Consider the following 23619-nt stretch of genomic DNA (forward strand, 5'->3'; position numbering starts at 1 on the left):
CTGCTGCCGTGGACATCCCCGGCCGGCCCCCGCGAGGGTGATCACATGACTCCGAAGCTGGTGGCGGGCCTGGAACCGCCCTACTACACCGCCGTGTTCACCTCCGTCCGTCCCGAGGCCCCCGAGGGCTACGCCGAGACCTCCTCCCGTATGCAGGAGATCGTCAAGGAGATCCCCGGGTTCCTCGGCTACGAGTCCGCCCGCAGCCCCGGCGGTATCGGCATCACCGTCGCCTACTTCCGTGACCTGGAATCGCTCGACTCCTGGCGGCTCGACACCGAGCACCAGGCAGCCAAGGCGTACGGGCGGGAGCACTGGTACGAGAGCTACAGCGTCCACATCGGCAAGGTCGAACGGAGCTACAGCTTTGAGCGAGAGTGACATCCCGGCGCTGATCGAGCGCCTCGGGATTCCCGGGCTCGTCGACGTGCACACGCACTTCATGCCGCAGAACGTCCTCGACAAGGTCTGGGCCTACTTCGACTCCGCCGGCCCCCTCACCGGCCTGGAGTGGCCCATCACCTACCGCGAGGAGGAGGACCGCAGGCTCGCCATCCTGCGCGGGTTCGGGGCCGTCGCCTTCACCGCGATGCTCTACCCGCACAAGCCCGGCATGGCCGTCTGGCTGAACTCCTGGGCCGTCGACTTCGCCGCCCGTACGCCCGACTGTCTCCACACCGCGACCCTCTTCCCCGAGCCAGGCGTCGACACGTACGTCCGCGAGGCGCTCGACGCCGGTGCCCGCGTCTTCAAGGTCCACCTCCAGGTCGGCGGGTTCGACCCCACGGATCCGGCCCTCGACACCGCGTGGGGGATGCTGGCCGACAGCGGTACACCCGTCGTCGTCCACTGCGGCTCCGGGCCCACCCCGGGGAAGTTCACCGGGCCCGAGCCCATGGAGCGGCTGCTCGCCCGGCACCCCCGGCTGCGGGTGATCGTCGCGCACATGGGGATGCCCGAGTACGGCGACTTCCTCTCCCTCGCCCAGCGGTACGAGGGCGTCCGCCTCGACACGACCATGGCCTTCACCGACTTCAGCGAGCAGCTCGCGCCCTTCCCCACGGCGGAGCTCGGGCGGCTCGCCGACCTCGGCGACCGGATCCTCCTCGGCTCCGACTTCCCTAACATTCCCTATCCGTACGGCCATCAGCTCCACGCCCTCGAACGCCTCGGGCTCGGGGACGACTGGATGCGGAGGGTCCTCTACGAGAACGGGGCCGAGTTGTTTCACGTGAAACACCCCTGAGGGCCGCTGAGGCCCTCTGAGGCCCCCCTGAGGCCCCCTGAGGACCTCTGAAGCCCTTGCGATCTCCCCTGAGATCCCCTGAGATCCCCTGAGATCCTTTCTCAGGGAATTCACAGGAAAGGGAAAGAGGGCTCTCAGCGGCGGCGGAGAGCGTGGTCCCATGACCGTCACCACACGCCGCCCCGGCACCCGCGCCGACATGCTCCGTGCCGACGGCACCGCCGTCCGCGTCCTCGTCGTCGACGACGAGGCCTCGCTCGCCGAGCTCCTCTCCATGGCCCTCCGCTACGAGGGCTGGCAGGTGCGGAGTGCCGGTGACGGCGCCGCCGCCCTCCGCTCCGTGCGCGAGTTCCGGCCCGACGCCGTGATCCTCGACGTGATGCTCCCCGACGCCGACGGGCTCAGCCTGCTCGGCTCGATCCGGCGCGAGCTGCCGGACGTTCCGGTGCTCTTCCTGACGGCGAAGGACGCCGTCGAGGACCGGATCGCCGGGCTCACCGCCGGCGGCGACGACTACGTCACCAAGCCCTTCAGCCTGGAGGAGGTCGTCGCCCGGCTGCGCGGCCTCATCCGCCGGTCAGGGGCGGCGCAGGCGCGCAGCGAGTCGCTGCTCACCGTCGGGGACCTGACCCTCGACGAGGACAGCCACGAGGTCACCAGGGGCGGGGACTCGATCCACCTCACCGCGACCGAGTTCGAGCTGCTGCGCTACCTCATGCGCAACCCGCGCCGGGTGCTCAGCAAGGCGCAGATCCTCGACCGGGTCTGGTCGTACGACTTCGGCGGCCAGGCCAACGTCGTCGAGCTCTACATCTCCTACCTGCGCCGGAAGATCGACGCGGGCCGCTCCCCGATGATCCACACCCGGCGCGGGGCCGGCTATCTCATCAAGCCGGGGGAGTAGCGTCCCGTGCGCGTACGACGTCGGCGGCCGTGGTCGCTGCGGACCCGGCTCGTCGTCTCCGCGGTCGCGCTGATCGCGGTCGTCGCGGCCGTGATCGGGACGGTGACGACCATCGCGTTCCGCTCGTATCTGTACGACCAGGCCGACGAGCAGGTGCACACCGTTTCGAGCCGGGCGGCGGGCCCGCCGGCCGCCATGGGTTCCCTGCCCGGCCTGCCCGACCCGAACCGGGTGAAGGACCCGCTCGCGTTCGTCCAGGCGCCCGGCGCCCCGATCGGCACCCTCGGCGCGGTCCTGGTGGACGGCGAGCTGACCTCGGCCGGGTACTCGGCGGAGGCCGAGTCCGAGGACGGCGGGGCGTACGGGCGGAACGTCCGGACCACGACGCTCGACGCGGCCCAGCGGGCCGCGCTCGCCGCCGTCCCCCGCGACGGCGAACCGCACACCGTCGAGCTGCCCGGCGGCCTCGGCTCCTACCGGGTCGAGTACGCCTCCGGGGCCCACGGCTCGTTCCTCACCGGCATCCCGCTCACCGAGGTCGAGGACGCCCTCTCCACCCTCGTCCTCGTCGAGCTGAGCGTCACCGGCGCCGGGCTCGTCGCGGCCTCGATCGCCGGGACCGTCCTGGTCCGGGTGGCGCTGCGCCCGCTGCGGCGGGTCGCCGCCACCGCCGGTCAGGTCGCCCAGCTCCCGCTGCACAGCGGCGAGGTGGCGCTCCATCAGCGGGTCCCGGAGACGGAGGCCGATGCGCGGACCGAGGTCGGCCAGGTCGGCGCGGCCATCAACCGGATGCTGGACCACGTCCATTCGGCCCTCGACGCCCGCCAGCAGAGCGAGACCCGGGTCCGGCAGTTCGTCGCGGACGCCAGCCACGAGCTGCGCACCCCGCTCGCCTCGATCCGGGGGTACGCGGAGCTGACCCGGCGCGGCCGGGAGGAGTGCGGGCCCGACACCCGGCACGCGCTCGGCCGGATCGAGTCCGAGGCGACCCGGATGACGGGTCTTGTCGAGGACCTCCTGCTCCTCGCGCGGCTCGACGCCGGACGGCCGCTCTCGTACGAGAGCACCGACCTCGTCCCCCTCGTCGTGGACGCCGTGAGTGATGCCCGCGCCGCCGGGCCCGAGCATCACTGGCGCCTCGAACTGCCCACGGACGGCGAGGCCGTGACCGTACGGGCCGACGGCGCCCGGCTCCAGCAGGTGCTCGTCAACCTCCTCGCCAACGCCAGGACCCACACCCCGCCCGGTACGAAGGTCACCGCCCGCGTCCGTGGGGACGGGCCATGCGCGCTCGTCGACATCGAGGACGACGGGCCCGGCATCCCGCCCGAGCTCCTGCCCTCCGTCTTCGAGCGGTTCGCGCGCGGCGACGCCTCCCGCTCCCGGAACGCCGGATCCACCGGCCTCGGCCTCGCCATCGTCCGCGCGGTCGCCCTCGCCCACGGCGGCGAGGTCACCGTCACGAGCGCCCCCGGCCGCACCGTCTTCACCGTCCGGCTCCCCGCCGACGGGGACGCGCGGCAGGGCGTACGGCGGGACGCGCAGCCGGGTGTACAGCAGGATGCACAGCGGGACTCACAGCGAGCGCACAGGCTCATCACACAGCCGTGACAGCGGCCCCGGCGAGTGTCGGTGTCATGCGAACCCCAACGATCGCGGGTCCCACGTCCGGCGCCCTCCCCGCCCGGGAGCACCTGCCGGTGAACATCGCCGGACGGCCCGTCCTGGACGTGGTGATTCCCGTCTACAACGAGGAGAAGGACCTGGAGCCGTGCGTCCGCCGGCTCCACGAGCACCTCCTCCGGACCTTCCCGTACGGCTTCCGCATCACCGTCGCCGACAACGCCTCCACCGACACGACCCCCGACGTCGCCGCGGCCCTCGCCGACGAGGTGCCCGAGGTGCGCTCCGTACGGCTGGAGCAGAAGGGGCGCGGCCGGGCGCTGCGCACGGTGTGGTCGGGATCGGACGCGCCCGTCCTCGCCTACATGGACGTCGACCTGTCCACCGACCTGAACGCGCTGCTTCCGCTGGTCGCGCCGCTCATCTCGGGCCACTCGGACCTGGCGATCGGCTCCCGGCTCGCCCGCTCCTCGCGGGTGGTGCGCGGGCCGAAGCGGGAGTTCATCTCACGTGCGTACAACCTGATCCTGCGCGGCTCGCTCGCCGCGCGCTTCTCCGACGCCCAGTGCGGATTCAAGGCGATACGGCGGGACGTCGCCGAGCGGCTGCTCCCGATGGTGGAGGACACCGGCTGGTTCTTCGACACCGAGCTGCTGGTCCTCGCCGAGCGGGCCGGTCTGCGCATCCACGAGGTGCCCGTCGACTGGGTCGACGACCCCGACTCGACCGTGCACATCGTGAAGACGGCCACCGACGACCTGAAGGGCGTGTGGCGGGTCGGGCGGGCGCTGGCGACCGGCTCGCTGCCCCTCGACCGGCTGGCCCGGCCCTTCGGGGACGACCCCCGGGACCGTGACCTCAGCGGTGTGCCGGGCGGTCTCGCGCGCCAGCTCGTCGGCTTCTGCGTGGTCGGCGCGCTGTCCACGCTCTTCTACGTCGCGCTGTACTCGGCCTTCCGGCTCGGCCTCGGGCCGCAGCTCGCCAACGCCGGGGCCCTCCTCGTCTCGGCCGTCGCCAACACGGCGGCCAACCGGCGCCTCACCTTCGGCGTACGGGGCCGGGACCGGGCCGTCCGCCATCAGGCGCAGGGACTCGTGGTCTTCGCCATCGGCCTGGCCCTGACCAGCGGTTCGCTCGCGGCCCTGGGCGCGGCGACCGGCGATCCGGCGCACTCCACCGAGCTCGCCGTCCTGATCGTCGCCAATCTCGCCGCGACCGTCCTGCGCTTCCTCCTCTTCCGGCTCTGGGTCTTCCCCGAGCGGCCCACCACAAGGAACGACCGATGACTTCGACCTCTCCGGCGGCGACGTTCCCGGCGGCGCCGGGCGGCGCGGCCCACGCCGCGCCCCGCGGCGGCCCCCTCGTCCGGCTCTGGCGCGGGCGCCCCGAGGACGCCCCCTGGGTCCGGCCCGCCTTCCTCGGCCTGCTGGCCGTGACCACCGCGCTCTACCTCTGGAACCTGAGCGCCTCCGGCTACGCCAACTCCTTCTACTCGGCGGCCGTCCAGGCGGGCGGCGAGAGCTGGAAGGCCTTCTTCTTCGGCTCGCTCGACGCGGCCAACGCCATCACCGTCGACAAGCCCCCGGCCGCGCTGTGGCCGATGGCGCTCTCCGTCCGCCTCTTCGGACTCGGCTCCTGGCAGATCCTCGTGCCCGAGGTGCTGATGGGCGTGGCCACGGTCGCCGTGCTGTACGCGGCCGTCCGGCGCCGGTTCGGCGCGGGCGCGGGCCTGATCGCGGGTGCGGTCCTCGCGCTGACGCCCGTCGCCGCGCTGATGTTCCGCTTCAACAACCCGGACGCGCTGCTCGCCCTCCTCATGACGGTCGCCGTGTACTGCGTACTGCGCGCCCTGGAGCAGGAGAAGGGCGCGGCGAGGTGGCTGGTGTGGGCCGGGGTGGCCTTCGGCTTCGCGTTCCTCGCGAAGACCCTGCAGGCCTTCCTGATCCTGCCGCCGCTCGCGCTCGTGTACGGGGTCTGCGCGCCGGGCGCGATCGGCCGCCGCATCGGCCGGCTGGCGCTCGCCGGGCTCGCGATGATCGTGTCGGCGGGCTGGTGGGTGGCCCTGGTCGAGCTCTGGCCGGCGGCCTCGCGCCCGTACGTCGGAGGCTCGCAGAACAACAGCTTCCTGGAGCTGACCTTCGGCTACAACGGCCTCGGCCGGATCAACGGCAACGAGACCGGCAGCGTCGGCGGCGGCGGTCGTGGCGGCGGCCAGGGCGGCGGCTGGGGCGAGACCGGGATCGGCCGGATGTTCAACGACTCGGTCGGCGGTCAGATCTCCTGGCTGCTCCCGGCCGCGCTGATCCTGCTCGTCGCGGGGCTCGTCGTCACCTGGCGGGCGCCCCGGACGGACACGGCGCGCTCGGCGTTCCTGGTGTGGGGCGGTTCGCTGCTGATCACGCTCGCCGTCTTCAGCTTCATGGCCGGCATCTTCCACGAGTACTACACGGTGGCCCTGGCCCCGTACCTCGCGGCGCTCGTCGGCATGGGCGCGGCGGTGCTGTGGGAGGAGCGGACGCGGTGGCTCGCCTCGGCGGCCCTCGCGGTGACGGTCGCGGCGACGGCGGTGTGGGGCTGGACGCTCCTCGGCCGGACACCGGACTGGCTGCCGTGGCTGAGCTGGGCGGTCCTGGTGGCGGGCGCGGTGGCCGCGGTGGCGCTGCTGTTCGCGGGCCGGATCGACCGGCGGCTCGGGCTCGCGGCGGCGGGCCTCGGCCTGGCGGCGGGGCTCGCCGGCCCGTTCGCGTACACGCTGGAGACGCTGGGCTCCGGGCACCAGGGCTCGATCGTGACGGCGGGTCCGGCGGGCGGCGCGATGGGCGGCCGCGGACCGGGTGGCGGCGGCCGGATGTTCGAGATGGGAGCGATGCCCCAGGGTGGTCAGGGTGGTCAGGGCGGTCAGGGTCAGATGCCCGGTGGTCAGATGCCCGGTGGTCAGGGCCAGGGTCAGATGCCGGGCGGCACCGGCGGCGCCACCCCGCCCCAGGGACTGCCCCAGGGACTGCCCCAGGGACTGCCCCAGGGCATGACGCGGGGTGAAGGCCGCGGCGGTGGCATGGGCGGTGGCGGCGGTATGGGCGGTCTCCTCAACGGCGCCAGCGTCGGTACGGAGGCGAAGACCGCGCTCCTCGCGAACGCCGGCGACTACACCTGGGTCGCGGCCACGGTCGGCGCCCAGAACGCCGCCAGCTATCAGCTCGCCACCGAGAAGCCGGTGATGGCGATCGGCGGCTTCAACGGCAGCGACCCGTCCCCGACGCTCGACCAGTTCAAGCGGTACGTCGCCGAGGGGAAGATCCACTACTTCATCGGCAGCGGCGAGAGCGGCACCGGTGAGGACGGCGGCCGCATGGGCGGTGGCGGCATGGGCGGCGGTCCCGGCGGCAACTCGGAGATCTCCACGTGGGTCTCGGAGACCTTCGAGAAGGTCACGATCGGCGGCGCCACCTTCTACGACCTGACGCGAACCGCATAACCGCTATACAGCGTACGAGAGCCCTTGTACGGTGTACGAGACCCAGTCCCGTACACCGTACAAGGAGTCCTGCCATGACGGCGTCGACCGCGCCCACCGGTGGCCACCCACAGCGCTGGCTGATCCTCGGCGTCATCTGCCTCGCCCAGCTCACCGTGCTGCTCGACAACACCGTGCTCAGCGTCGCCATCCCCTCGCTGACCTCCGAACTCCACGCGACCACCACCGACATCCAGTGGATGATCAACGCGTACTCGCTCGTCCAGTCCGGCCTGCTGCTCAGCGCGGGCAACGCCGCCGACCGGTACGGCCGCAAGAAGCTCCTCGCCCTCGGTCTCGCGCTCTTCGGCCTCGGCTCGCTCGCCGCCGGCCTCGCCGACTCCACCGCGCAGCTGATCGCCGCCCGCGCGGGCATGGGCGTCGGCGGCGCGCTCCTCATGACCACCACCCTCGCCGTCGTCATGCAGATCTTCGACGACTCCGAGCGGGTCAAGGCCATCGCGCTCTGGTCCACGGTCGCCTCGCTCGGCTTCGCCGGCGGGCCGCTGATCGGCGGCGTGATCCTCAACCACTTCTGGTGGGGAATGATCTTCCTCATCAACATCCCGGTCGCGGTCGTCGCCCTCGTCGCCGTGCTCAAGCTGGTCCCCGAGTCCAAGAACCCGCAGGGCGACCGCCCGGACCTGCTCGGCGCGCTGCTCTCCACGATCGGCATGACCGCCGTCGTGTACGCGATCATCACGGGCCCCGAGCACGGCTGGCTCTCCACCGAGGTCCTGATCCCGGCCGCCATCGGTCTCCTCGGCCTCGGCGCCTTCGCGCTGTGGGAGCTGCACACCCCGTACCCGATGCTCGACATGCACTTCTTCCGCAACCAGAAGTTCGTCGGCGCCATCGGCGGCTCGATCCTGGTCGTCTTCGGCATGGGCGGTTCGCTCTTCCTGCTCACCCAGCACCTGCAGTTCGTGCTCGGCTACGAGCCGCTGGAGGCGGGTCTGCGGATGGCGCCGCTCGCGCTGACCATCGTCGCCCTCAATCTGACCGGCATCGGCCCGAAGATCGTCATGAGGCTGGGCACCCCGCCCACCGTCGTCCTCGGCATGACCCTGGTCGCCGGCGGCCTCACCTCGATCTCGCTGCTCGGCGGCGGTACGGACGGCAGCTACGGGGGCATGCTGCTCGGCCTGGTCCTGATGGGCGGCGGCATCGCCGTCTCGTCCCCGGCCATGGCCAACGCGATCATGAGCTCGATCCCGCCGGAGAAGGCGGGCGTGGGCGCCGGTATCAACGGCACCCTCGCCGAGTTCGGCAACGGCCTCGGCGTCGCCGTCCTCGGAGCCGTGCTCAACGCCCGCTTCGCCGCTCTGGTCGCCGTCACCGCGACCTCGCTCCCGGCCGCGCTGGCCGCCGCGGGCGGCGAGGCCGAGCGTCAGGAGATCTCCGACGCCTTCGCCTCCGGCCTCCAGACCAGCCAGCTGGTCGGCGCGATCGCCGTCTTCGTCGGCGGTCTGGTCGCCGCGGCCCTCCTCGCGCGGGCCGAGCGGTCGGAGGCCAGGGCCGCGCGGGCGGCGGAGTCGGCCGGGACGGAGCAGGTGGAGACCGCGGCCTAGCCACGCTGCTTAGCATGGTGACGGTCACGGACAGACGGAGGAGCGCGATGGTCAAGGCAGCCGATCGGGCCAAGAACCCGGCGCGTTCCAGCGTCTGGCTGGAGAACCGGGCCGCCCGCAGCGGCGGCGGCCCGGCGGGGCTCGACCGGGACCGGATCGTCGCCGCCTCGATCCGGATGCTCGACGAGGAGGGCCTGGCCAAGCTGTCGATGCGCAAGCTCGCGACCGAGCTCGGCGTCACGGCCATGTCCCTCTACTGGTACGTGGACACCAAGGACGACATCATCGAGTACGCCGTGGACACCGTCTACGGGGAGGTCGACCTCGAAGCGGTCGATGCCGCCGGGGACTGGCGGGAGCGGATCCGGGTGCTCGCCCTGGAGTACCGGCGGATGCTGGTCCGGCACGCGTGGATGTCGCCGAGCGCCGGCCAGTACCTGAACATCGGCCCGCACGCGATCGCCGCCGGCTCCAAGATCCACGAGGCGATCCGGGACACCGGCCTCTCGCTGGACCGCCAGCCGAGCGCGATGTCGGCGGTCTTCCAGTTCGTGTACGGCTACGGGACGATCGAGTCCCAGTTCGGCCGACGCGCGGCGGAGGCCGGCATGTCGCAGGACGAGTTCTACGTGGACGCGATCAAGGGGTTCCGGGAGGACCCGGAGTTCCAGGGGCGGGTCGAGAGCATGAAGGAGATCCTCGACGAGCGGGCCTCGCACGGCAGCGTCAGCGCCGTCTGGGACCGCGACTTCGCTTACGCCCTGGACGTCCTGGTCGCCGGCATCGAGGTCATGGTCGCGCGCGAGGCCGAAGAGCCACGCGGCACGGAGAAATGACGGAGCGGCGGGGGAGACGACCGACCCGCGGGGGAGATGACCGAGCGGCGGGGGAGATGACCGAGCGGCGGGGGAGATGACGGACCCACGCAGAAATGACGGAGCGGCGGGCCGTCCCCTGCCCGCCGCTCCGTTCCCGACCCGGCCGCGCCTCCGCTCGAAGCGCGGCCGGGAGCTTTTCTAGCTCTCCTCCGAGGGCGTCACCGTGCTGCTCTTCAGGGCGACTTCCTTGATGAACAGGGTCACCACGAAGGCGAGCAGCGCGAACGGCGCCGAGTAGAGGAAGACGTCGCCGACGCCGTGTCCGTACGCGCTCTCCATGACCGTACGGATCGGGGCGGGCAGCTTGTCCATGTCCGGGATGCCGCCGCCCGAGCCGCCCTGGCCCATGGCGCCCGCGGCCTTCGGACCGAGCTCGGCCAGGCCCTCCTTGACGTAGTCCGTGACCCGGTGGGCCATGACCGCGCCCAGCGCCGAGACACCGATCGCACCGCCGAGGGAGCGGAAGAAGGTGACGACGGAGGAGGCGACGCCGAGGTCGGCGGGGGCCACCTGGTTCTGGGTGCAGAGCACGAGGTTCTGCATCATCATGCCGAGGCCGAGGCCGAGGACGGCCATGAAGATCGCGATGTGCCAGTACGTCGTGTCGTAACGGATCGTGCCGAGCATCCCGAGTCCGCCGGCGGCCAGGGCGCCGCCGCTGACCAGCCACGCCTTCCACTTGCCGGTCTTGGTGATGATCATGCCGGAGGCGGTGGACGAGACGAACAGGCCCGCGATCATCGGGATCGTGAGGACGCCGGACATCGTCGGCGACTCGTTCCGCGCCAGCTGGAAGTACTGGCTGAAGAAGACCGTGCCGGCGAACATCGCGACACCCACGAAGAGCGAGGCGAGCGAGGCCAGGGTGATCGTGCGGTTGCGGAAGAGGCGGAGCGGGATGATCGGCTCGCTCGCCTTCGACTCGACGAGCACGAAGATCCCGCCGAGGGCGACCGCGCCGAGCACCATGACGGCCGTCTGCCAGGACATCCAGTCGTACTTGTCACCCGCGAAGGTGACCCAGATGAGGAGCAGGGAGACGGCGGCGCTGATGAAGAAGGCACCCGCCCAGTCGACCTTGACCTGACGCTTCACGACGGGGAGGTTCAGGGTCTTCTGCAGGACGATCAGCGCGATGATCGCGAACGGCACGCCGACGTAGAAGCACCAGCGCCAGCCGAGCCAGTCGGTGTCGGTGATGACACCGCCGAGCAGCGGACCGCCGACGGTGGCGACGGCGAAGGTCGCGCCCAGGTAGCCGCTGTACCGGCCGCGCTCACGCGGGGCGATCATCGCGGCCAGGATGATCTGGGAGAGGGCGGTCAGACCGCCGACGCCGATGCCCTGGACGACACGGCAGACGATGAGCATGCCGGTGCTCTGCGAGAGACCGGCGACGACCGAGCCCGCGACATAGATGACCAGGGCTATCTGGACGAGCAGCTTCTTGGAGAAGAGGTCGGCGAGCTTGCCCCAGAGCGGGGTGGTCGCGGTCATCGCCAGGAGCGCGGCCGTGACCACCCAGGTGTACGCGGACTGGCCGCCGCCCAGGTCGGTGATGATCTGGGGGAGGGCGTTGGAGACGATCGTCGAGGACAGGATGGCGACGAACATGCCGAGCAGCAGCCCGGAGAGCGCCTCCATGATCTGCCGGTGCGTCATCGGGGCGCCGCCGGTGGCGGTGTCCCCCTGTTGGGCGCTCCCGCCGCGCACACCGGTGGCAGGTGTGGTGGTAGCCATCAACTTCCTTCGTTCTCAAGCGTGGTGGGCCCGGCAGTCCCCGAAGGAGTCGCGGAGGCGGGCAAGCAGGTCGGTGAGGAGTTCGACGTCTTCGTCGGACCACTCGACGAGGGTGCGGGCGAGCATGTCGGTCAGCCGTCGGTCGAGGACGGCGAGCATGGACTCGCCCGCGGCGGTCAGGTGCAGGATGCGGGAGCGCTTGTCGGCGGGGTCGGGCAGTCGCTCGACCCAGCCGCGGTCCACGGTGTGGGCCACGTGGCGGCTGCTGACCGACATGTCGACGGCCATCAGCTCGGACACGCGGCCGATCCGCATGTCTCCGTGGTGGTGGAGCAGAGCGAGGACGATCGCGGATCCGCCGGGGCATTCGGCGGGCAGGGTCCGCGCGAGTCCGCGCTTCACCGCTCCGATCGCGCTCACCTGGCGGGCGAGGTTCTCGTAGCGCTTGCCTCTGTCCATCGGATCCATCGGGCACTCCATGGATGTTGTTGCTTAGGGCAACCATAGAGATGGATGGTTGCTTCAGGCAAACTAAATCGGTCAAACGGCGCTAAAGAATCGGCAAAGGGCGATCGGGGGTGGTGGGGCTTGGGCCGCCCACCCGCACCCCGCTAGGGTCCTGGCTCATGGCACACAACCCCCAAGCACCGTACGGCCAGGGCCAGGGCCCCGAGGGCTCCTACGACCCCGCCGGCAACACGCAGATGTTCCGCGCCTTCGTCGACGAGGGCGCTCCGCAGCGGCAGCAGCCGCAGACCGCGGCTCCCGCGACCGGGCCGCGCGTCGGCCTGATCGTCGGCGTGGTCGCGGTGATCGCCGTCCTGGCGGCCGTCGCCTGGCTGGCCCTGGGCTGACCGCCCGACTCCTCCGCACACTCCGGGTGGGCCGGGTCCGCATCGAGCGGACCCGGCCCACCTCTGCTTTACGGCCTCTGTTCTAGAACGTCTCCCGGTCCAGGGCGGGAGCGAGCAGCGCGAAGGCCCGGCCGATGAGGGCCGTCGGGTCCTCGGCGCCGTGCGAGTCCCCTTCGGCGCTCCAGTGGTGCAGCACCGTGTCGAACGCGGCGATGGCCATGCCCGCCGCCAGCCGCGGATAGAGCTCGACCCCGGGGTCGACCCCCAGCCGCTCCGCCAGCTCCTCGGTGAGCTCCTCCCGCCACCGTGCCTCGTGCTCCAGGAAGCGGGCGAGCAGCGCGGGCGTCCGCAGGATCAGCCGGACCACCGGCAGGGCGCGCTCGGCGTGGTCGCCGCAGACGGCCAGCGGTACGGAGACGGCGTGCAGCAGCGCCTCGGAGGGGCGCTCTCCGGCGGGCCGGGCGGCGAGCCCCGCACGCATGTCGGCGCCCATGTCGGCCAGGAACTGGACGACCACGTCCTCCTTGGACGCGAAGTACCGGAAGAACGTGCGCTTGGAGACGCCGGCGGTGGTCGCGATCTCGTCGACGGTGACCGCGTCGAAGCCGTTGAGGGCGAGCAGTTGGAGTGCCGCCTCGGTCAGCTCGGTCGCGACGAGCTGTCGTTTGCGCTGGGCCAGGCTGAGGTCGGGGCGGGTGCTCACGAGGAGATGGTAACGCGGTGCCTTGTCTGACACCAGGGCGCGCCTATGGCACTAAGAGCACTGCTTGACACTCGGTGACACGAACGGCAACGTGTGTCGTATGACCAAGAAGCAGCGCTGGACCGCCGACCGCGTCCCGGACCAGACCGGACGGGCCTTCGTCGTCACCGGAGCCACCAGCGGCCTCGGCCTCGCGACCACCCGCGCGATCGCCCGTCGGGGCGGGCGCGTGATCCTCGCGGTACGGGACGAGGAGAAGGGCCGCGAGGTCGTCGAGGGCCTGGTGGCACCGGGGGCGGGAGACCGCCCGCCGGACGCCCGCCTCCTCGACGTGCGGCGGCTCGACCTCGCCGACCTCGACTCGGTACGCGCGTTCGCCGCCCGGCTGCGCGAGGAGTACCCGCGCCTCGACGTGCTCGTCAACAACGCGGGAGTGATGGCACCGCCCCGCACCCTGAGCGCCCAGGGGCACGAGCTCCAGTTCGCCACCAACCACCTCGGCCACTTCGCGCTCACCGGGCTGCTCCTCGACCTGCTCGCCGCCGGGCGGGATCCCCGGGTGGTCACCGTCAGCTCGATCAACCACCGCCAGGGCAGCCTCCGTTTCGACGACCTGGACGGCGAGCGCGGGTACGCCCCCATGGCCTTCTACAACCAGTCGAAATTCGCCAACGCCGTCTTCGGCCGGGAGCTCCATCTGCGCCTGACCGGGGCCGGAAGCCCGGTCCGCAGCGTGCTCGCCCACCCCGGCTACACCGCGACGAACCTCCAGACCCGGGACACGCGCGGCCTGACACGGCTGGTCTTCGGGCGCATCGGCAACCCGCTGCTGGCCCAGTCCCCGGAGCGGGGTGCGCTGCCCCAGCTGTACGCGGCGACCGACCCGTCCGTGGAGGGCGGCGAGTTCATCGGCCCGGACGGCCCGGCAGAGCTGCGGGGCGCCCCGACCCGCGTACGCCTCTCCGACGCGGCGGCCGACGCCGACACGGGGCGCCGGCTGTGGGACGTGTCGGAGGACCTGACGGGGGTGCGCTTCCCGGTCACTGCCAGCTGACGGTGACCCGCTGGGTGTCGATCCGCATGCCCAGCGGCACCCGCCAGGAGTCCACGCACACGTCGTACGTCTGCGTCCGCGCCGTCCCCGCGGCGATGGGCGCGGGCAGGGGCTGACCGGAGGTGATCGTCGCCCAGTCGACGCCGAGGGCGCCGATGACGTGTGTGGCGAAGGAGACCGTGCCCGAGCGTGCCGCCGTGCCGTCGGTGTTGCGGAAGGTGACGGTCACCCGCTCGCACCACCGCCGGTCGCCGTCGGCCAGGACGGGCGCGGAGACGGTCAGCGAGGCGGGTGCGGGCGCGGGCGTGGGAGAAGGGGAGGGTGAGGGGGCCGGGGGCGCGGTGGACGACGGGTCCGGGGCGCCGCTGCCGGGCGCGGGCCGCGGGGGAGCGGAGGGGGTACGGGGCGGGGTGCCGCCGTCGGAGCCCGGCGCCGTATCGCCGGGACGGGTGCCAGGGGCCGTTCCGCTCCCGGAGCCGCCGGTCCCGGAGGTCGCCGGAGCCGTACCCGATCCCGTACCGGAAGAGCCCGGGCCGCCCGGGCCGCTCGATCCGCCAGGGGAGCCGGAGGAGGGCGCCGTGCTCCCGCCCGCCGTGGAGGGCGCGCCGGAGCGCCCCGCGTCCGCGTCCGCGTCCGAGGAAGACGGCGTGGGCGCCGGTAACGACGTACTGGAGGCGGTCCCGCTCGCCGTGGGGCTCTCCAGGGGGACCAGCGTGACCGCGCCCGAGGGGGCGACCGCGCCGTTCGGTGAGGGGCCGGCGCCCACCGCCGCGTACCCCTCGCCGTCTCCTCCGCCACCACAGGCGGTCAGCGCCCCGCCGAGGCAGAGCGCCACCGCCACGAGTCCCGGCTTCCTTCGCCTCATGGGCACCAGTCTGGCTGACGCATCGTCAGAAAAACCGGGTTTTCGGGAAGTCGGTCCGGAGGTCAGTCGGAGATGAGGCCCTCGCGCAGCTGGGCGAGGGTGCGGGTGAGCAGCCGCGAGACGTGCATCTGGGAGATGCCGACCTCCTCGCCGATCTGCGACTGGGTCATGTTGGCGAAGAAGCGCAGCATGATGATCTGCCGCTCCCGGGGCGGGAGTTTGGCGAGCAGCGGCTTGAGCGACTCGCGGTACTCGACGCCTTCGAGCGCCGTGTCCTCGTAGCCGAGGCGGTCGGCGAGCGAGCCCTCGCCGCCGTCGTCCTCGGGCGAGGGGGAGTCGAGGGAGGAGGCCGTGTAGGCGTTGCCGACCGCGAGGCCGTCGACGACGTCCTCCTCCGACACTCCCAGCACGGCGGCGAGTTCGGGGACGGTCGGGGAGCGGTCGAGCTTCTGCGCGAGTTCGTCGCTGGCCTTGGTGAGGGCGAGCCGCAGCTCCTGGAGCCGGCGCGGGACGCGCACGGACCAGGAGGTGTCGCGGAAGAAGCGCTTGATCTCGCCGACGACCGTCGGCATGGCGAACGTCGGGAACTCCACGCCCCGTTCGCAGTCGAAGCGGTCGATCGCCTTGATCAGGCCGATGGTGCCGACCTGGACGATGTCCTCCATCGGCTCGTTGCGCGAGCGGAAGCGGGCCGCCGCGTACCGCACGAGGGGGAGGTTGAGCTGGATGAGGGTGTCGCGGACGTAGGTCCGCTCCGGGCTGTCTGCGGCGACGCCTTCCGTGTCGAGGGCGCGCAGTCGCAGGAACAGGGAGCGCGAGAGGGTGCGGGTGTCGAGGGCGCCCGACGTGACGGGCAGCGGCGGAGCCGCGGTCTCCGCGCCGGTGGGGGCACTGTCGACGGCGCTCACCACGGCGGTTCCGGCGGCGCTCGCCGCGGAACTCTCGGTCGCGGTCGGAGCCGTCGTCTGCGTGGGCACGGGAACGGGCGTGAGCGTGAGCACCTTCGAGCTGCCCAGTTCTGTGGACATGCCACCCCCTTGAGGTCGCGGACGGTCGCGGTGGCCGCGACCATCTGAGGAACGCAGCCTCCACCTGAATACCGGCGGGGGGGCTGCGGCAAACTCGGTTCCAGCAGAATGTCACATGTCGGCAACACGCTGTAGTGACTTGTCGACAAGCCGAGGATGCATATCCGCAGGAAACAAGGGGTGTACGGCATTTGGGGTGCCGCAGAACTGCTCCGAACCGGTCTACCCGTTTCGGTTACGCCTCGATTCTGTTTGCGGATCTCAAACGCGCGAAGCTGCGGGCGAGGAGTCTTGACACATGCATCTGGGAGACGCCGAGTTCCTGGCTGATCTGGGACTGCGTCAGATTGCTGTAGTAGCGCAGCATCAGGATTCGCTGCTCCCGCTCGGGCAGTTGTACGAGCAGGTGCCGGACGAGGTCCCGGTGCTCGACCCCGGCGAGCGCGGGGTCCTCGTAGCCGAGCCGGTCGAGCAGCCCGGGCAGCCCGTCGCCCTCCTGCGCCGCCTCCAGGGAGGTCGCGTGGTACGAGCGGCCGGCCTCGATGCAGGCGAGCACCTCGTCCTCGCCGATCCGCAGCCGCTGGGCGATCTCCGCGGTCGTGGGGGAGCGGCCGTGAGCGGTCGTCAGGTCCTCGGTGGCGCCGTTCACCTGGACCCACAGCTCGTGCAGCCTGCGGGGCACGTGCACGGTCCGGACGTTGTCGCGGAAGTACCGCTTGATCTCGCCGACGACCGTCGGCATGGCGAAGGTCGGGAACTGCACGCCCCGGTCGGGGTCGAAGCGGTCGATGGCGTTGATCAGGCCGATGGTGCCGACCTGGACGACGTCCTCCATGGGCTCGTTGCGGGAGCGGAAGCGGGCCGCCGCGTACCGCACGAGCGGCAGGTTGGCCTCGATGAGGGCCCCGCGCACCCGGTCGTGCTCGGGAGTGCCCGGTTCCAGGTGCTTGAGCTGCCCGAAGAGCACCTGCGTGAGGGCCCGGGTGTCGGCGCCGCGGGTGCTCTGGGGGCGGGGGCGCGGGGTCTCCGTCCCGCCTGCCTCGTGCTGGGGCGGGACCTGAGGCGCTGTACTGGCCGGCACGTTCACGCCACCCCTTTGGCTGGGCTTGCTGGTCGACTGGGTCAACTACGGTCAACTCATCCGTCAAAAGCGGTCATAGCATCACAAGACATGTCCACTGTGTGCAAGCACCGCATAGCCACGTGTTGAGGGCATGGTGGCGGAAAAAGGGGAGGCCAGAAACCCATGAGGCCCCCCGCCATGACGGCGGGGGGCCTCGAAGGCGGTGTGACTAGAAGGCGTAGTCGGCGATCACCCAGGTGGCGAACTCGCGCCACTGGGCGACACCCGCCTGGTGGGCGGGGTGCTCCAGGTAGCGCTGGAGGGCGTCCGTGTCCTCGACGGCCGAGTTGATGGCGAAGTCGTACGCGATCGGCCGGTCCGTGATGTTCCAGTCGCACTCCCAGAACGTCAGCTCCGGAATCTGCTCGCCGAGCGCGCGGAACGCCTCGACGCCGGCGACGACGCGCGGCTCCTCGCGGGAGACGCCGTCGTTGAGCTTGAAGAGGACCAGATGGCGGATCACGGAGGGACTCCTACTTGATGAGTTCGGTCATGAACTGGCCGACTCCCTGGGCGGCACTGGCAATGCCTTCGAACCCTACCTGCACGAGATCGGCGGACCGCTCCGGAGACGTGACGATCGTGTAGAGCACAAAGACCCCGATCGCGTACAGCGCGATCTTCTTCGCTTCCACCACTGCTCAGCCCCTCCCCTGTCCCCCGCCGTACGACCGCGCCACTCTAACCGAGGCTTTATGGACCAAGGACCCGGAGATCGAGGCCTTTTGCCGCCCCCCGGAAGGGTGACGGGCAAGCAGGATGGATGTCGAGCCCGGAGGATCTGGCAGGAATCCGAAGGGCTTCAGGAACCGGCCCGCACTGCGGGGTCCGCGCCGCAAGCTTCCCCCCTGACTGCGGCGCAGGACTTGCAGGTCCGGTTCTTCATCGGGGGGAACGGCTTGTCCCCCCGATGCCGTTCCCCCCGTCCTACGGAGAAGGGCCCCGGTCCGCGCCACGAGCGCGGACCGGGGCCTCTCCCGTACGCGGGGGCATCCGGGGGCCTGGGCGGGGCGCACGCCGAAGAGCAGGGGCACGCGTCGAAGAGGGGCCGGACATACGCCGAAGGGCCCGGCGCTGATGCGCCGGGCCCTTCGATCGAAGCGGTAGCGGAGGGATTTGAACCCTCGGTGACTTGCGCCACACTCGCTTTCGAGGCGAGCTCCTTCGGCCGCTCGGACACGCTACCGAGAGAGAGCTTAGCCGAAACTGGCGCTGCGATGAAATCCGTATCGACGCGCAGGTCGTGAGGGGCGTCAGCGGGTGCGAGGGAAGGCCGTCAGCGGGTGCGGAAGAAGGCCGTCAGCTGCTCCGCGCACTCCTCGCCGAGCACGCCGTGGATCACCTCGGGACGGTGGTTGAGCCGCCGGTCCCGTACGAGGTCCCAGAGCGAGCCGGCCGCGCCCGCCTTCTCGTCGAGCGCGCCGAACACCACCCGCTCGACCCGCGACTGGACGAGGGCACCCGCGCACATCACGCACGGCTCCAGGGTGACGACGAGCGTGCAGCCCGTCAGGCGCCACTCACCGGTCGCCGCGGCCGCCCGGCGCAGGGCGAGGACCTCGGCGTGCGCGGTCGGGTCACCGGCGGCCTCCCGCTCGTTGTGCGCCCGGGCGAGGACCGTCCCGTCCGGGGCCAGCACGACCGCGCCGACCGGTACGTCACCGGCCGGCAGGGCCGCGTCGGCCTCGGCCAGGGCGAGCCGCATGGCGTCCCGCCAGGGGTCCCGCACGGGATCGGCGCCGGGCGCCGGCGCGGGGTCGCCCCGGAGGCCGGCCCCGGGGTCGCTCCCGGGGTCTGCCCCGAGTCCGGTCCCGAGGTTTGCCCCGAGGTCGGTCCCGGGCGTCGATACGGGGTCGGGCCCGGGGTCGGGGACAGGTACCGCGCGTGCCACTAGCGGACGGCCTCCAGGATCTCCGTGGCGCCCAGGGCGTCCGCGATCACCCCGAGCGCGTCGCCGTCGAGCGCCCGGAGCTCGCGCTCCGAGAGGCCGAGGTCCGCGAGGACCAGCCCGTCGCCCACGGGGGCGGAGGGGACGGCCACGGACTCGGCCGCGTCGGCCGATTCGTCGCCCTCGGCCGCGTCGTCGGCGAGCGGCTCCCCGTCCTCCGTGCCGTCCAGGTCCAGCGACTCCAGCTCGTCGAGCTCGGCGTCGAGGTCGGCGCCGAGGATCTCCCGGGTGAGGATCTCCCCGTACGAGGAACGAGCGGCGGCGGCGCCGTCCGAGACGTAGATCCGAGGGTCTTCCTCACCCTCGATCCGGACGATCCCGAACCACGCGTCCTCCTGCTCGATGTAGACGATCACCGTGTCGTCGTCCGAGGCCTCGCGGGCCAGCTCGGCCAGATCCGACAGGGTCTCCACGTTGTCGAGCTCCGTGTCGCTCGCTTCCCACCCGTCTTCGGTGCGCGCGAGCAGTGCGGTGAAGTACACCTGACTCTCTCCCACTGATCAGAGGTGTGACGTTCCGGCGGTGCGCTCCTGGTGCCCCGCCCAATCGGCATCGTGACAGAAACAGGGCGTTCAGGAGAGGTCTTCGGCTCTTGCGTCGTGCATCAGTCTGAAGGGCACCGCCATCGGGCGGGCGTGCGACCCCGGCGCACACAGGGGGCGCGCGGCGGGCCGCGCCCGGCGGTCTCACCAGCGGAAGGTCCGCATGCGCATGGCCTGGCGCATCCGGGCGGCCCGGGCGCGTCGCGGCTGCACGCGCTCGCGCAGCGCCTTGGCCTCGTTCAGCTCGCGAAGGAACTGGGCGCGGCGCCTGCGGCGCTCCGCGTCGGTCTCCGGTGCCGGTCGATCGGCCGCCCCCTCGGCGGCTTCCTCGGCCGGTTCTTCCAGGTCGGGCATCGGCCACACCACCCCATCGCTGGGTCCCTGTGCCCCCACCTTCCCCCAGCGGCGTGGGTCGACGCCAGTGCGGGGCGGGCTACTGTTGAGTCATGCGTCTCCACGTCGTCGACCACCCTCTGGTCGCCCACAAGCTCACCACCCTGCGCGACAAGCGCACGGACTCCGCGACCTTCCGTCGGCTCGCCGACGAGCTGGTCACCCTGCTCGCCTACGAGGCCACCAGGGACGTGCGGACCGAGCTGGTCGACATCGAGACCCCCGTCACGCCGACGACCGGTGTGAAGCTCTCGCACCCGCGTCCGCTGGTGGTCCCGATCCTGCGCGCCGGGCTCGGCATGCTCGACGGCATGGTCCGTCTGCTCCCGACGGCCGAGGTCGGCTTCCTGGGCATGATCCGCAACGAGGAGACGCTGGAGGCGTCGACCTACGCCACGCGGATGCCGGAGGACCTTTCGGGCCGCCAGGTGTACGTCCTGGACCCGATGCTGGCGACCGGCGGCACGCTGGTCGCGGCGATCCAGGAGCTGATCAAGCGCGGCGCCGACGACGTGACCGCGGTCGTGCTCCTCGCCGCCCCGGAGGGCGTCGAGGTCATGGAGCGCGAGCTCGCGGGCACCCCGGTGACCGTCGTGACGGCCTCGGTCGACGAGCGTCTCAACGAGAACGGCTACATCGTCCCGGGCCTGGGCGACGCGGGCGACCGCATGTACGGCTCCGCCGAATAGAGCACTGCCGGCTCCGCCGAATAGAGCACTGCCGGCTCCGCCGAGTAGGGCACTGCCGGCTCCGCCGAGCAGGGGACTGCCGGCTCGGCGGAGTAGTCCAGTCCCGCTGAGCGGTCCTTCAGGAGGACGCTCAGCGGACCCTCAGACCCTCAGCACTTTCCGGTGGGTACGGGCGCGGGCTTGGTCAGCGCGACCAGGGCCGCGTCCGCCGTCGCCTTCGGGGACAGCGTCTTGAACGCGGTCCCGATGATCAGGTCCACGTCCGCCGTACCCCGGGTGTCCGTCTTGGTCGTGGCGCCCTTGAGCTGGGTGCCGAGGACCGGGAAGACGCCCTTGGTGGCCGTGGTGGCGCCGAGCAGCAGCCCCGCGCCGGGGACCTTCTTGTCGTAGGCGGCGGGCGCGTTCCCCACCTTGCCGATCTTGAAGCCGCGTTTCTTGAGCTCGTCCGCGGTCGTCTTCGCGAGACCGCTGCGCGGGGTCGCGTTGTAGACGTTGACCGTGATCTGGCCGGGCTTCGGGAGGGTCGACGCCGGCGGGGTCGTCGCCTTGGCGACGGGTTTGCAGTCGGTCTGCTTCCCGGCGGTCGTCTTCGTACCCTCGTCGCCCGAGAAGACGTCGACGAGCTGGAGCGTGCCCCAGCCGGCCGCGCCCAGCACGACCACGGAGGCCGCGGCCGCGAGGATGATCCTGCGCCGGCGGTGGGGGCGGCGCAGGCGCGGGTAGACATCCCCCGTGATGCGGTACTTTCCGCCCATTCCGGGGGGAGTGAGCATGCTCATGAACGCAGCGTAATGCCGCCCGTCGGCGATGCCTACTTGATGATCATGTGATCGCGTCCGGATGGGGGCGAACTGACCCCGAAAGGGTCAGTGGAAACGGCGAGCCCGACGCCGTCTCCCTCGGTTCCGCCGTCTCGTTTCCGCCGTCTCAGTCCATTTCGAGGACGCGGGCGTGCAGCACCTGGCGCTGCTGGAGTGCCGCGCGGACGGCGCGGTGCAGTCCGTCCTCGAGGTAGAGATCGCCGCGCCACTTCACGACGTGCGCGAAGAGGTCGCCGTAGAAGGTGGAGTCCTCGGCGAGCAGCGTCTCCAGGTCCAGCTGGCCCTTGGTGGTGACCAGCTGGTCGAGACGGACCGGGCGCGGCGCGACGTCCGCCCACTGCCGGGTGCTTTCCCGGCCGTGGTCGGGATACGGCTTTCCGTTTCCGATGCGCTTGAAGATCACACGGAAAGCCTACCGGGCGAGCGGCCACCGGCGCAGCCACGCGAGGCCAGTGGGATGCTGGTGCAAACCGTGACAGAACCGAAATTGGGGTGTCGTCATGACCGCCGCCGAGATCGCCGCCGGGTACGCCTTCGACGGAGCCGCACTCGATCTGGGGGCGTTGCTCTGGGAGGGCGCGTGTCACCCGGACGCGGCGATCCGCATCCCGCTGCCGATGCTCAACCGCCACGGTCTGGTCGCCGGCGCCACCGGCACGGGCAAGACGAAGACGCTCCAGCTGATCGCCGAGCAGCTCTCGGCGCAGGGGGTGCCGGTCTTCCTCGCCGACATCAAGGGCGACGTCTCCGGGATCTCGGCGCCCGGCGAGGACGGCGAGAAGGTCCGCGAGCGGGCCGCCCAGGTCGGGCAGGAGTGGCGGGCGACGGGCTTCCCGTGCGAGTTCTACGGGCTCGGCGGCACCGGCCCCGGCATCCCGGTGCGCGCCACGGTCACCAGCTTCGGCCCCGTACTGCTCTCCAAGGTGCTCCAGCTCAACCAGACGCAGGAGCAGTCGCTCGGCCTGATCTTCCACTACGCCGACGGCAAGGGCCTCGAACTGGTCGACCTCAAGGACCTGCGGGCGGTGGTCGCCTTCCTGGTCTCGGACACCGGGAAGGCCGAGCTGAAGGGGATCGGCGGGCTCTCGACGGCGACGGCCGGGGTGATCCTGCGGTCGATCACGGCCTTCGAACAGCAGGGTGCGGGCGGCTTCTTCGGGGAGCCGGAGTTCGACACGGGCGAGTTCCTGCGGACGGCGGCGGACGGGCGCGGGATCGTCTCGGTCCTGGAGCTGCCGGCCGTGCAGGACAAGCCGCAGCTCTTCTCGACCTTCCTCATGTGGATGCTGGCGGACCTCTTCAACGACCTGCCGGAGGTCGGCGACCTGGAGAAGCCGAAGCTGGTCTTCTTCTTCGACGAGGCGCATCTGCTCTTCAAGGGGGCGTCGAAGGCGTTCCTGGAGTCGATCACGCAGACGGTCCGGCTGATCCGCTCGAAGGGCGTGGGCATCTTCTTCGTGACGCAGACCCCGAAGGACGTTCCCTCGGACGTGCTGGCCCAGCTCGGCAACCGGGTGCAGCACGCGCTGCGCGCCTTCACCCCGGACGACGCGAAGGCGCTCAAGGCGACGGTGCGGACCTTCCCGAACTCCGCGTACGACCTGGAGGAGGTGCTCACGGGGCTCGGTACGGGCGAGGCGGTGATCACCGTACTGAGCGAGAAGGGCGCCCCGACCCCGGTGGCGGCGACCCGGCTGCGGGCCCCGGAGTCGCTCATGGGCCCGATCGACGCGGCCGCTCTGGAGGCGGCGGTGAAGGGCTCGCCGCTGTACGGGCGGTACGCGGAGGCGGTGGACCGGGAGTCGGCGTACGAGCGGCTGACGGCCGAGCAGCGGGCGGCGGAGGCGGCGGCGATGGAGGCCGCGGCCGCGAAGGAGGCCGCGAAGGAGGCCGCGAAGGAAGCCGAGAAGCAGGCCGGGAAGCAGGCCGGGAAGCAGGCCGGGAAGGCTTCGGAGTCCTCGCAGCAGGAAGCGAGGGCTCCGAAGCCGGAGCCCTCGCTCGCCGAACAGGTGGTGGGCAGCGGGATCTTCACGTCCCTGGCCCGGTCGATCGGCACCCAGCTGGGCCGGGAGATCAGCCGCTCGATCTTCGGCACCGCCCGCCGCCGGAAGTGATTCCGGAGC

The 23619-nt window shown here is 71.5% G+C and carries 25 protein-coding genes and 1 tRNA gene; 12 read left to right on the plus strand and 14 right to left on the minus strand.

What is annotated here, in order from left to right:
- Positions 1–45 precede the first annotated feature (45 nt).
- From OG361_RS20825 to OG361_RS20860, 8 genes are all read left to right on the plus strand, one after another.
- A complete protein-coding gene (locus OG361_RS20825) occupies positions 46–381 on the plus strand; it encodes an antibiotic biosynthesis monooxygenase family protein (protein ID WP_405855661.1) in 336 nt (111 codons plus the stop codon).
- Positions 368–1246, plus strand: a complete 879-nt coding sequence (locus OG361_RS20830) for an amidohydrolase family protein (RefSeq protein WP_405855663.1) — start codon at positions 368–370, stop codon at positions 1244–1246. Before OG361_RS20825 ends, OG361_RS20830 begins: the two co-directional genes overlap by 14 nt.
- A gap of 160 nt (positions 1247–1406) precedes the next feature.
- On the plus strand, positions 1407–2150 hold the full coding sequence (locus tag OG361_RS20835; RefSeq protein ID WP_405855665.1) for a response regulator transcription factor: 744 nt from the start codon (positions 1407–1409) through the stop codon (positions 2148–2150).
- 6 nt (positions 2151–2156) lie between these two features.
- Positions 2157–3761, plus strand: a complete 1605-nt coding sequence (locus OG361_RS20840; RefSeq protein ID WP_405855667.1) for a sensor histidine kinase — start codon at positions 2157–2159, stop codon at positions 3759–3761.
- A gap of 26 nt (positions 3762–3787) precedes the next feature.
- On the plus strand, positions 3788–5059 hold the full coding sequence (locus OG361_RS20845) for a glycosyltransferase (protein ID WP_405855669.1): 1272 nt from the start codon (positions 3788–3790) through the stop codon (positions 5057–5059).
- Positions 5056–7248 (plus strand): ArnT family glycosyltransferase, encoded by a 2193-nt coding sequence (locus tag OG361_RS20850; protein WP_405855671.1) that lies wholly within the window; start codon positions 5056–5058, stop codon positions 7246–7248. The genes OG361_RS20845 and OG361_RS20850 overlap by 4 nt, the downstream gene beginning before the upstream one ends.
- A gap of 74 nt (positions 7249–7322) precedes the next feature.
- Positions 7323–8858 carry an MFS transporter gene (locus OG361_RS20855; protein ID WP_405855673.1) on the plus strand — a complete coding sequence of 512 codons (1536 nt, stop codon included), beginning with the start codon at positions 7323–7325 and terminating at the stop codon, positions 8856–8858.
- A 47-nt stretch (positions 8859–8905) separates the two neighbouring features.
- Positions 8906–9694, plus strand: a complete 789-nt coding sequence (locus OG361_RS20860) for a TetR/AcrR family transcriptional regulator (protein ID WP_405862366.1) — start codon at positions 8906–8908, stop codon at positions 9692–9694.
- Positions 9695–9874: 180 nt separating this feature from the next.
- On the opposite strand, the gene OG361_RS20865 is transcribed toward OG361_RS20860, so the two are convergent.
- Positions 9875–11476 carry an MDR family MFS transporter gene (locus OG361_RS20865; RefSeq protein ID WP_405855675.1) on the minus strand — a complete coding sequence of 534 codons (1602 nt, stop codon included), beginning with the start codon at positions 11474–11476 and terminating at the stop codon, positions 9875–9877.
- Positions 11477–11491: 15 nt separating this feature from the next.
- Positions 11492–11935, minus strand: coding sequence for a MarR family winged helix-turn-helix transcriptional regulator (locus OG361_RS20870; RefSeq protein ID WP_405862368.1), 444 nt, complete (start codon positions 11933–11935; stop codon positions 11492–11494).
- A gap of 167 nt (positions 11936–12102) precedes the next feature.
- Between OG361_RS20870 and OG361_RS20875 the strand changes: the two genes are divergently transcribed.
- Positions 12103–12330, plus strand: a complete 228-nt coding sequence (locus OG361_RS20875) for a hypothetical protein (protein WP_405855677.1) — start codon at positions 12103–12105, stop codon at positions 12328–12330.
- Between the two features lie 82 nt (positions 12331–12412).
- Here OG361_RS20875 and OG361_RS20880 read toward each other — a convergent pair whose 3' ends face one another.
- Positions 12413–13033 (minus strand): TetR family transcriptional regulator, encoded by a 621-nt coding sequence (locus tag OG361_RS20880; protein ID WP_405855679.1) that lies wholly within the window; start codon positions 13031–13033, stop codon positions 12413–12415.
- A 100-nt stretch (positions 13034–13133) separates the two neighbouring features.
- Between OG361_RS20880 and OG361_RS20885 the strand changes: the two genes are divergently transcribed.
- Complete coding sequence (locus tag OG361_RS20885; RefSeq protein ID WP_405855681.1) at positions 13134–14087, plus strand: oxidoreductase; 954 nt, start codon at positions 13134–13136, stop codon at positions 14085–14087.
- On the opposite strand, the gene OG361_RS20890 is transcribed toward OG361_RS20885, so the two are convergent.
- The 9 genes from OG361_RS20890 to OG361_RS20930 all read right to left on the minus strand — a co-directional run bounded on the left by OG361_RS20890 (position 14074) and on the right by OG361_RS20930 (position 19947).
- A complete protein-coding gene (locus OG361_RS20890; protein WP_405855683.1) occupies positions 14074–14952 on the minus strand; it encodes a hypothetical protein in 879 nt (292 codons plus the stop codon). The genes OG361_RS20885 and OG361_RS20890 overlap by 14 nt on opposite strands.
- Before the next feature lie 62 nt (positions 14953–15014).
- Positions 15015–15980, minus strand: a complete 966-nt coding sequence (locus tag OG361_RS20895; RefSeq protein WP_405855685.1) for an RNA polymerase sigma factor SigF — start codon at positions 15978–15980, stop codon at positions 15015–15017.
- A gap of 235 nt (positions 15981–16215) precedes the next feature.
- Complete coding sequence (locus tag OG361_RS20900) at positions 16216–17061, minus strand: RNA polymerase sigma factor SigF (RefSeq protein ID WP_384568997.1); 846 nt, start codon at positions 17059–17061, stop codon at positions 16216–16218.
- Between the two features lie 211 nt (positions 17062–17272).
- Entirely contained in the window at positions 17273–17566 is a 294-nt protein-coding gene (locus OG361_RS20905; protein ID WP_384568995.1) for a Dabb family protein, read from the minus strand.
- A gap of 10 nt (positions 17567–17576) precedes the next feature.
- Positions 17577–17738 carry a hypothetical protein gene (locus tag OG361_RS20910; protein WP_384569273.1) on the minus strand — a complete coding sequence of 54 codons (162 nt, stop codon included), beginning with the start codon at positions 17736–17738 and terminating at the stop codon, positions 17577–17579.
- A gap of 466 nt (positions 17739–18204) precedes the next feature.
- Positions 18205–18289, minus strand: a tRNA-Ser gene (locus OG361_RS20915).
- 90 nt (positions 18290–18379) lie between these two features.
- Positions 18380–18808 carry a tRNA adenosine(34) deaminase TadA gene (tadA, locus tag OG361_RS20920; protein ID WP_384571528.1) on the minus strand — a complete coding sequence of 143 codons (429 nt, stop codon included), beginning with the start codon at positions 18806–18808 and terminating at the stop codon, positions 18380–18382.
- Between the two features lie 185 nt (positions 18809–18993).
- A complete protein-coding gene (locus OG361_RS20925) occupies positions 18994–19533 on the minus strand; it encodes a hypothetical protein (RefSeq protein WP_405855687.1) in 540 nt (179 codons plus the stop codon).
- A 204-nt stretch (positions 19534–19737) separates the two neighbouring features.
- Positions 19738–19947, minus strand: coding sequence for a hypothetical protein (locus tag OG361_RS20930; RefSeq protein ID WP_055646140.1), 210 nt, complete (start codon positions 19945–19947; stop codon positions 19738–19740).
- Between the two features lie 92 nt (positions 19948–20039).
- Here OG361_RS20930 and upp point away from each other — a divergent pair, with 92 nt between their 5' ends.
- Entirely contained in the window at positions 20040–20675 is a 636-nt protein-coding gene (gene upp / locus OG361_RS20935; protein ID WP_384571533.1) for a uracil phosphoribosyltransferase, read from the plus strand.
- Between the two features lie 149 nt (positions 20676–20824).
- Here the strand turns inward: upp and OG361_RS20940 are convergent, their stop codons facing one another.
- Together OG361_RS20940 and OG361_RS20945 are read right to left on the minus strand one after the other, a co-directional pair.
- Positions 20825–21454, minus strand: coding sequence for a LytR C-terminal domain-containing protein (locus tag OG361_RS20940; RefSeq protein ID WP_405855690.1), 630 nt, complete (start codon positions 21452–21454; stop codon positions 20825–20827).
- Positions 21455–21602: 148 nt separating this feature from the next.
- Positions 21603–21899: a type II toxin-antitoxin system VapB family antitoxin gene (locus tag OG361_RS20945; protein ID WP_017240525.1), complete on the minus strand. Its 297-nt coding sequence runs from the start codon at positions 21897–21899 to the stop codon at positions 21603–21605.
- A gap of 97 nt (positions 21900–21996) precedes the next feature.
- Between OG361_RS20945 and OG361_RS20950 the strand changes: the two genes are divergently transcribed.
- Complete coding sequence (locus tag OG361_RS20950; RefSeq protein WP_405855692.1) at positions 21997–23610, plus strand: helicase HerA-like domain-containing protein; 1614 nt, start codon at positions 21997–21999, stop codon at positions 23608–23610.
- The last annotated feature ends 9 nt before the right edge of the window (positions 23611–23619 follow it).

This window comes from Streptomyces sp. NBC_00090 (genome assembly GCF_045160815.1).
Lineage (GTDB): Bacteria > Actinomycetota > Actinomycetes > Streptomycetales > Streptomycetaceae > Streptomyces.